The 8,191-nt window shown below is 45.1% G+C and carries 7 protein-coding genes and 2 pseudogenes; 3 read left to right on the top strand and 6 right to left on the bottom strand.

What is annotated here, in order from left to right:
* Positions 1 to 147 precede the first annotated feature (147 nt).
* Both H6F50_RS21640 and H6F50_RS21635 read left to right on the top strand, forming a co-directional pair.
* Positions 148 to 405, top strand: coding sequence for a TIGR03643 family protein (locus H6F50_RS21640; protein WP_190430298.1), 258 nt, complete (start codon positions 148 to 150; stop codon positions 403 to 405).
* A 33-nt stretch (positions 406 to 438) separates the two neighbouring features.
* A complete protein-coding gene (locus tag H6F50_RS21635; RefSeq protein WP_190430297.1) occupies positions 439 to 615 on the top strand; it encodes a hypothetical protein in 177 nt (58 codons plus the stop codon).
* A gap of 131 nt (positions 616 to 746) precedes the next feature.
* Here the strand turns inward: H6F50_RS21635 and H6F50_RS21630 are convergent, their stop codons facing one another.
* From H6F50_RS21630 to H6F50_RS21610, 5 genes and pseudogenes are all read right to left on the bottom strand, one after another.
* Positions 747 to 3,716: an ATP-dependent DNA ligase gene (locus H6F50_RS21630; protein ID WP_190430296.1), complete on the bottom strand. Its 2,970-nt coding sequence runs from the start codon at positions 3,714 to 3,716 to the stop codon at positions 747 to 749.
* Complete coding sequence (locus H6F50_RS21625; RefSeq protein WP_190430295.1) at positions 3,713 to 4,675, bottom strand: DNA-formamidopyrimidine glycosylase family protein; 963 nt, start codon at positions 4,673 to 4,675, stop codon at positions 3,713 to 3,715. Before H6F50_RS21625 ends, H6F50_RS21630 begins: the two co-directional genes overlap by 4 nt.
* Before the next feature lie 627 nt (positions 4,676 to 5,302).
* Positions 5,303 to 6,298: a hypothetical protein gene (locus tag H6F50_RS21620; protein WP_190430294.1), complete on the bottom strand. Its 996-nt coding sequence runs from the start codon at positions 6,296 to 6,298 to the stop codon at positions 5,303 to 5,305.
* The gene (locus tag H6F50_RS21615; protein WP_190430293.1) at positions 6,265 to 6,861 is read right to left on the bottom strand and encodes a hypothetical protein; all 597 of its coding nucleotides are present in this window, start codon (positions 6,859 to 6,861) and stop codon (positions 6,265 to 6,267) included. The genes H6F50_RS21620 and H6F50_RS21615 overlap by 34 nt, the downstream gene beginning before the upstream one ends.
* A gap of 127 nt (positions 6,862 to 6,988) precedes the next feature.
* Positions 6,989 to 7,420, bottom strand: a pseudogene (locus H6F50_RS21610) (UV damage endonuclease UvsE); the annotation flags it as partial.
* Here H6F50_RS21610 and H6F50_RS21605 point away from each other — a divergent pair.
* Positions 7,376 to 7,633: pseudogene (locus tag H6F50_RS21605) on the top strand (ABC transporter substrate-binding protein); the annotation flags it as partial. The pseudogenes H6F50_RS21610 and H6F50_RS21605 sit on opposite strands and share 45 nt — an antisense overlap.
* A gap of 107 nt (positions 7,634 to 7,740) precedes the next feature.
* On the opposite strand, the gene H6F50_RS21600 reads toward H6F50_RS21605, so the two are convergent.
* Entirely contained in the window at positions 7,741 to 7,956 is a 216-nt protein-coding gene (locus tag H6F50_RS21600; protein WP_242029152.1) for a hypothetical protein, read from the bottom strand.
* Positions 7,957 to 8,191 lie beyond the last annotated feature (235 nt).

The raw sequence follows: 8,191 nt of genomic DNA, 5'->3' as shown, positions 1-8,191 counted from the left end.
TTGGCTGAGCGCTATCGGAATCGACGGCGGCACTTTACGCGCCGAGTGCATCTACTCGCAGGCATCATCAACTTTGAGCTAGCTCTGGTTAGCTGATTCGTGCAAGAGGTCTAGTATGTACTCAACCGTATTTCTGACTTCGTTGCAATGAATCTCCCCGACCTCGATTCTGAAACCCTCGATCGCATTATTGAGATGGCGTGGGAAGACCGCACACCCTTTGAGGCAATCGAACAACAGTTTAGTCTTCAGGAAAAACAAGTGATTGCTCTAATGCGGCTCCAAATGAAAGCGTCTAGCTTTAGGATGTGGCGCGAGCGTGTAAGTGGGCGCAAAACCAAACATATCAAACAACGGGAGTTCGTTTCTGGATGCTTTCGCTCTCAAAATCAGAAGGGTTCTTGATGGGTTCTGACAAGGAATTTGGGTATTGGAGTGATGATGCGAGCGCGTCAAAAACCGTGTACGCTTTGCCAGCGACTGGAGCCAGTACTCTACCGGGTAAAATATGACGAGTCAGCTCAATGGAGCTTTGTTTGTCGCCATTGTTGGGATAGTGTGAGTCAAAACAACCCGTTCTATGTCTATGGCGGCACTTGGAAAGCGAAGAAATAAGAATCTACCCCTTTAGATATTTTGCTCTAGAGCATCTAACCAACTATTTGACTGTTTGCTGCATTAAATTGCTTAAAATTGGGTTCAAGATTGTGAGTATTACTTAGCCGTTAGAAGGAAAATACAAGGAGCTAAAATGCCTTAGTCTCAAACCCAAGGGAAGTTAGCAACTCATTCCATCGCTCAACAGGCAAGCTGCCCCCAGATGCACTATCATGTCCGTGACCGTAGCTTCCCTCTCCTGGTGACAAGTCCACATTTTTCAAAAAATCCAGCACATTGATTCCCGATGCAGTTCTTACACTGAAGTTGACGCGCCCAGGAATATATCCCTCATTTGCAACCATGACGATATACTTGGGCAACCTTGTACGCCAGCTTTGGGCAATCAGTGGATGAATTTGACAAGGTGAGTTAACCCGCACCAAAGCGACATTGCCAGAAAAGACGGGTGCGGCTTTCTTGGCTTGTTCCATCGCCGCCTGCACCTCTTTCCGCGATTCCCTTAATTGTTCGACTTCCTGTGTGCTGGAGTTAACTAGCGATCGCGGATTATCATGAGTCAGCAATGCTCTTACTGCTACTTCTGGATTGTACTGGGAAGCCCGGCGTGCCGAGTTAATCAGAGCAGATGCCTCTTTCAAATACTTGGCAGTGTACCGACTTTTAGCAACTGCCAACATCTCAAAGGGAGCTTTTTCACCTAAATCGCTAACTGTACCAATTGCGGCAATCCAGTCTAAATCGGATACATCCGTTAGTGACGAACACAACTCCCAAACCAGCAGTGATGTATTGGGGATGGGTTCCCAGGTGTAGGCACTAATTAGGATATCACCAGGCGGAACCCCTTCGGGGCGATGGTGATCGATAAAGCAGGTGGGAACGCCAGCAATCACGGGTTCCGATTGACTGCCCAAATCGAGAACGAATAAACTATCGGGTGCAGCAGCAATGACTCGTTCTCGGTTGGCAGGAGTCCAAGCATTGCGATCGCGATTCGGTGCAACCAGCGTCACATTCTGAAATCCAGTGCGTGACAACGCTAGCTGCAACACAACTCCCGCCGTCACGCCATCAGCATCCGAGTCGTGCAGCACGACGACAGACTTATCTGGTTGGATGCGTTCAACAAAAGGTTTAAACGTATCACGCGCTGCTTCTAGGGTTGGTGTCTGGTTGATATTGTTTCCTAATTCAACAACATCAGATATCTGATTGCTCTCCCCGCTAAAGGGGGTTGAGGCGTTCCCCAAGGGTACGGCAGAGTCAACAAATGCTTCGGAATCGTTCGTTACTGGTTCAGAAGACAGAGTTGCAGCCAAACGGCGTACCGTCTCCAGGGTGTCAATTTCTTCAGGAGGTTTATCATTTCGCACACGCACAATACGAGGAAACCGCAGTGCATAACCACTATTGTGCCGCTCTGAGGATTGCACGCGGTCAAACGTCACTTCCAAAACAATGCGCGGTTCCACGATACACACCTTCCCATGCGCCAATTCTTGCAACGTGTGGGCGCGAAACCAATCGGACAGTTCAGCGACTTCCCCATCCGTTAACCCTGAATAGGCTTTACCGATATTTAACAGCGTTGGCTCGGTTTCGCTCTGGCGGACGGCAAAGGTATAGTCTGAGAGGAAACGATGCCGTTTGCCATTTCCCACCTCGGCGGCTGTGACAACAACATCTAGTGTCGCCATTGCGCGTTTGATTTTCAACCAATCGCGTCCCCTTCTACCGGGTTTATAGGTTGAATTCAAATCTTTTACCATCAAGCCTTCATTGCCTCTTGCCCTCGCTGCCGTGAATTCTGCATCTAAGCCAGAAATATCGCTGACTTGATGGGAAAGTCCGCAGCGTACTCTTTGAGTATCGAGGTGAAGTGATTCAAGAAGACTTCGCCTTTTTACAAAGGGTTCGTTAATCAGGACGCGCCCGCAAGCATACAAGACATCGTAAGCGATGAAGGCAACAGGAACAGCGGCAAGTAATTCGTCCGAAACTTTCTTGCGTCCCAAGCGTTTTTGTAGTTCCTGAAAGGGGAGGATGCGTTCTCCTTGGATGGGGACAATTTCCCCATCTAAAATTAAATCGGCTGATTCATCGCTATCTTTTGAGTCTAATTTGATAGTGGCAAGCGGTTCGATTAAATCAGGAAAACTGGCGGTAATTTCATCGAGTGTCCGGGAGAAAATAGCAACACGCTTACCATTGCGAACCGTGCCGTGGAAAATTGAGTTGTCTTCGTCTAGGTGAGGGGCAATGTGAACTTGGGCGCGAATGCCATCATATTTGTCTTCAACCGCAAATCCATCAGGCATTTGTTTGGCAACTTCCGTTAAATCGTCGGCGGGAGATGCCAACATAAATTTAATCGGGTGGAATAGCCGCATTTGGGCTTCGTCAAGTTTTCCTAGCCTTGCTAGCAAGGCAGTTTCGCCAATATCTCCGATGAGCATATTGACCCACTGTACCTTGGAAACCTCAATTTGAAAAAGACGAGCGCTTGCATCTTCAACGGCACCTTCTTTCAGTCCAATACGCAAATCGCCTGCTAACAGCTTGACGATATACTTTGCTTCTAGAGGTGTTGCCATTTTCAACAACTCTATAACCAGTTCGGTTTTGCGTTTGGTTCCTGTTGTCGCTGCTAATTGTTCGAGTTGGTTGGATAAGGAATCAAGGGTGAGAATTGGTTGCTGCTGTGAACGTTGGGGATTATTGGTAAATGCTTCCTCCGTTACGTCACCGGGGTCGCCAAGTTTGACTAATCGTTCTTGAAGGACTGATTTTTCTTGCTCACTTACGGCGGCGATCGCTGTTAGCAAAGCCGCTCCACCTATATTAATAGTACGCTGGTCTCGTAAGGGAAATATATAACCGGAAAAGTACCGTGCCGCCAGTACTAAATCGTTATCGGACAGTGAGGTAAAATAGCTTCCCAACAAGGAGGCTTTTGTCAAACGTTTTGTTGTTGCTCCAACTTTTTCAGCTACGTCAGCAAAATCTATTAAAGCTTCAAGATTTAACTCTGGATTTTGATTAAAGTTAATTTCATTTTCGACGTTGGGGGGTGTTAAATTGGGGTTTTTAGTCATGCCTGAACCTCGATAATTTTCTCCCCTGTGGCAACCACTTTTCGCTTGCTTTTTGTTTTTTTCAGCTCCACGTTTGTCCTCTGGCAGGTAGGGCAAAAGTAAATTATTCGGGTTTTGTCTCCTTCTTCATCCGATTGGGTAACTTGACGAAGTTGGCGGATTGCGTTGCCACATTCTAAACAAGGCAGGTTAGTGCGGCGAAAAACGTAGTGCCTTGTGCCGTACTCGCTTCCAGGTGTGTAGACGAGGGAGGGGTTATTTTGCAGACGTGTACGCGCTTCATCTGATACGGTGAAGCCACCTGTAATGTAAGCGCGTTGAGCCATTAAGGGAATTGAATGAATTAGGCGTTCTAGTTCCGATGCTGTCAAATTGGCAATTTTTCGCCACGGATCGAGGCGACAATCAAATAGTATTTCGGCTCTCAGGTAGTTTCCAATTCCGGCAACAATTTGTTGGTCGAGTAAGGCTGCACCAATGGTGCGATCGCTATTTTCGGGTGTCAGCAGCTTTTGTAGGAACACAGGCGCATTGAAGGGCTTTTCGTCTGGATAGGGTAGGATATCTGTACCGAGAGTGCGTAAGTTTTCGACGATTTCAAAGGGATTGCCCGCGCCTAAATCGAAAATTGGGGCGGAGTAGAGAATGGCACAGGCATCGGGTACGACAATACGCGATCGCTCGCGGCGATCTATTTCTTGGGGTGGATGATCTAAAATTGCCCAGCTTCCCCACATCATCAGGTGGGAATGGAAGTAGTAACCATCTTCAATTAAGCCAACTAGGTGCTTGCCGTGCGAGAGGACTCGTTCGATACGCTTGTTGAGTAAAACACCGGGATGCTCTTTTTCCCAAAATAAAGCTGTCTTTGTCCGTGCTTTGAATGACACGATGGGTTTGCCCCCAAGTGCCCGATCTAAGGCATCGGCAAACCGTCTGACTTCTGGCCCTTCTGGCATGAGTGTGAAAGAGCGTTACTTTTTTTACTTTAAAGATGTGGCTCCTGAAATAACATCCTTCCTAATATAGAGACTCAAAGACAGCACATTGATGCCTTTTACGAGCATTTCTAATAGCAGTTGCGATAAACATTAAAACTCATTTATCACAGCTAACAAATTTCAATTAGCGGGTTAAGAAATTTTTCTTTTTTCCTAAATTGAAAAGACGCCAGTTTTACTTCTCCTAAATTGCTCAAACCCTTGTTTTTGTGCTTTTCCCTTCTGATATAACTCTCGCAAAAACGAGCGCTTCGCAGCTTGTGCTATCCTTTCCAGAACTAATTCAGTTATTTCGCTATGTTTTTCGCTTCAGAGGAACTAATTGCACTGATTGTTTCGATTGCGATCGAGAGCTTATTTGTCGCCATCTGCGCTCAAGTTAGAAAAAAAGACTGGCGAAGGCTAGCAATAATTGCTGGTGCTGCCACATCAATCACTCATCCTATAGCATGGAAGCTGTTTATCGAACTATCACCGTATTTAAGTTTCCCGATGCGTTCCCTGTTGATCGAAACTGGTGTCGCGCTTGTTGAAGGTTTAATGTACCGATGGGCAATTGGTTATTCATGGCGATGGAACATCGGCTTATCTTTCGGTGCTAATCTCGCTTCCTATAGCTGCGGACTTCTGTTTTATTATTGGCAGGGGTAATAGCAATAATAATGGAATTTCTAACCAAGCATGAATAGCTGCTGCAATGCCATAGAAAGCGCGAGTAAGTGCAAACGAATGCTGAAAAGCTACTAAAAAATAAACCGATATCCCAGCCACCAACCAGTAGAATTTTTTAGATGGAAGCCAGGATAAGAATGTTTCTGCGTCCTCTTTCGTCCACCGCGAAAATAAGCCGATGACCGCTGCATAGTGCATACATTGGAGAAAAGTAGCAGCCGAAAACAATGGATAAGCAATTGATAAATGTTGCCATAATGGTGCAACAAAAGCATTTAAATAATGGGTGTTTGTTTCAAGGGGAAAATTTATTATCCCTAAAAGTTTTAAACTAATAATTCCTATTGGTATTGCTCCAAACACAAGTCCGCAGATTAATAACGTGCGAAATCTTTTAGTACGTTGTCGTTCTAAAATAAATGCTATTGGTGTTAAATTGTGAACAAGCGCCAGTATAACTAAGGTAGAAATCGGGTCTTTGATAATCCCAATACCGCTTAAACAGCTAACAGCTAAACCAAGTGTCCCCAATTGCCAATTCTGTCGGTAAACGTGGTGAGTAGCGACTAAAACTAATCCTAATCCGCCGAATAGTTCCAACAAAGGAGCTAACTGAATGCTAATTAGCCCAAAGATAGCGCAACAGCGTACTAAAGCAATTAATAGTACTAATTGCAGCAAACGCCACTCAAGTGTTTTATTTAAATTCTGATGGAAACGGCTATCGATATAGCGTAATTCAATAGCAATGTGAGCAATGCCGAACGTGAATAGTGTGGCGGCATAAGTAGTAAAGGGAAAAGCAATTGCACTCAATGCACTAACTAAAATAATTAGCCCGCTCCCCATAATTTTAGTCATTTGCGGCTTACCATTTACTTTTTTCTTCTTCTGGAAATAATTATCCATCCTAGTATTGCTATTCCGATTACCAGAAAAACAAGCCAGTTGAGGGCTAGTTGCCTGTCTTGCTTAACTAGAGATAGCTGTAAACCGTCCAAATTAAGCGACTTGACTTGAAAATTATCTTCTACCTTACTGTATATCACGGGTACCTCGCTTGGTGGCTTAATAGTTGGAGTACCTTTAATCAGCGCATTTTGGAGGTTAATGTTTTGAAGTATCGTTGACTTAGAAAATAGTGGCCAAACTTCCAATTCAGCGCTACTATTTTCTAAGTCTTTAGGCTGGACTTTATTTTTAGCAATTGCTAAGATTGTTGCAATGGGTCTATACCCACTGACTGGGACGCATTCTCCTGGTTGAATCAATATATAAGGGCTGGGGGGTAGATTAGGATTTGCCGAACTAATTTGTAAGAATAGCCAATAGTCTGGATACTTTTCTTGGTTAGTAATTTTCACACAGTAACTAAAACCGCGCGTATAACCTGGGCTTGGTGATAAATCGGCTAGAATCGTCAAACCCTGAAAGGATGGCATATTTTTTACAGCTATCATCAGCCACTCCACTGTTAAGTTTAATTATTGGCGGGCTTTATGCTGAATCTAATCAGCGGATGATTTGCTTACTAACTTTTGTTGGTAAGGTTTTGTAGTCCAGGGTTTGCGATTTCTGACTTATGCGATAAAGACTTTTTCAGCAAGCCCTACTAATCCATTCTACACGCAACTTTTCAATCGCTTCCTCTTTGAGTTTCGCCTCAACTTCGATCCACGGTGCGTTGCGATAAGCGCTTGGCATCACGGTAATCAAATCGCTGTGGTGCGGGTCGTTAAAAGATTCGCGTCCATTGGAAATATGGACGAGTTGCCATTCTGGAACAGGCCAAGTTGTACGTGCTTGTGCTAATACTTCGCCAACGCTAGGATGTTCGTAACTATCTAGTTTTTCGTGAATAACATGATGGTGCGCGTCGAATACTATTGGTACTGCGGCGGCGCGACAAATATCTAAAATTTCGGTAGCACTATAAGCGTATTCGTCGTTTTCTAATGCTAGTCTGTAGCGAATATTATCTGGTAAATCTCGGATAACACTGATGAGACGTTCTGCGCGATCGCCGCTCCCTTGCCAGAAGGATTTCCACCTCCAACACCAGAAGGGCAAATTGAGGTCAAACAATATCCAGCATACCGTTCTGCCACAGTTCGCTATTCAGGAGAACTGTCAATGGCAGCCAATAGAGCTTTTGACCCTCTCTATCGCCACATCAGCTCTAACAATATCTCCATGACAGCTCCGGTGGAAACCCGTTATCCAGTTAGCACCCTGGAAGCCAGTAAGATAGGCGCACCCGATGAACGTGGTTTCCACAGAGAGAACTTGCCTCAGTAGGGATACCCCAATGCCCAGAGGAAGGCATCACAATAGCGATCGCGTGTTTTATCTCAAGTAAAGTCTTTTCTAATTCTGGTGATCGCTTCGTTTAATCCTTGACTATGAATCCAACCCACATAACCGCCGTAAATCATTCGGTCATTGGCATCGGCTAAGAAAACGTGGTCAACTCCTGCTAAGTTCTTCCACGTTCTCACCGCCGTCCCGTCCCTCAGCCGCATAATTGGATTAGCGCTCTTGAAATCCCTGTGGTGTGCCATCGTCATTCCAGGGACACTTTGTAAGATAGCGATCGCTTGAGTAGTGATATCTGTAATAAACTTAATCGGAAATAAGAGGTTGTAGAGAAAAGTGGGATGTTTCTATTCCTTTCACCCTAAGTGTCACCAGCTAGCGATAGCTGAGACGGAAGTTGTGCAATCCACAAGCCGTTTCCATCACATCATCAACATAATGAGCAACCCGATTCCTAAACTTGTCCACCACAATCTTGCATCGCTT

Origin of the sequence: Coleofasciculus sp. FACHB-712, assembly GCF_014695635.1 — a bacterium.
Classification (GTDB): Bacteria; Cyanobacteriota; Cyanobacteriia; order Cyanobacteriales; family FACHB-T130; genus FACHB-T130.
Note: the sequence above shows the minus strand (reverse complement) of the source record. Positions and strands in the feature narration are given on the sequence as shown.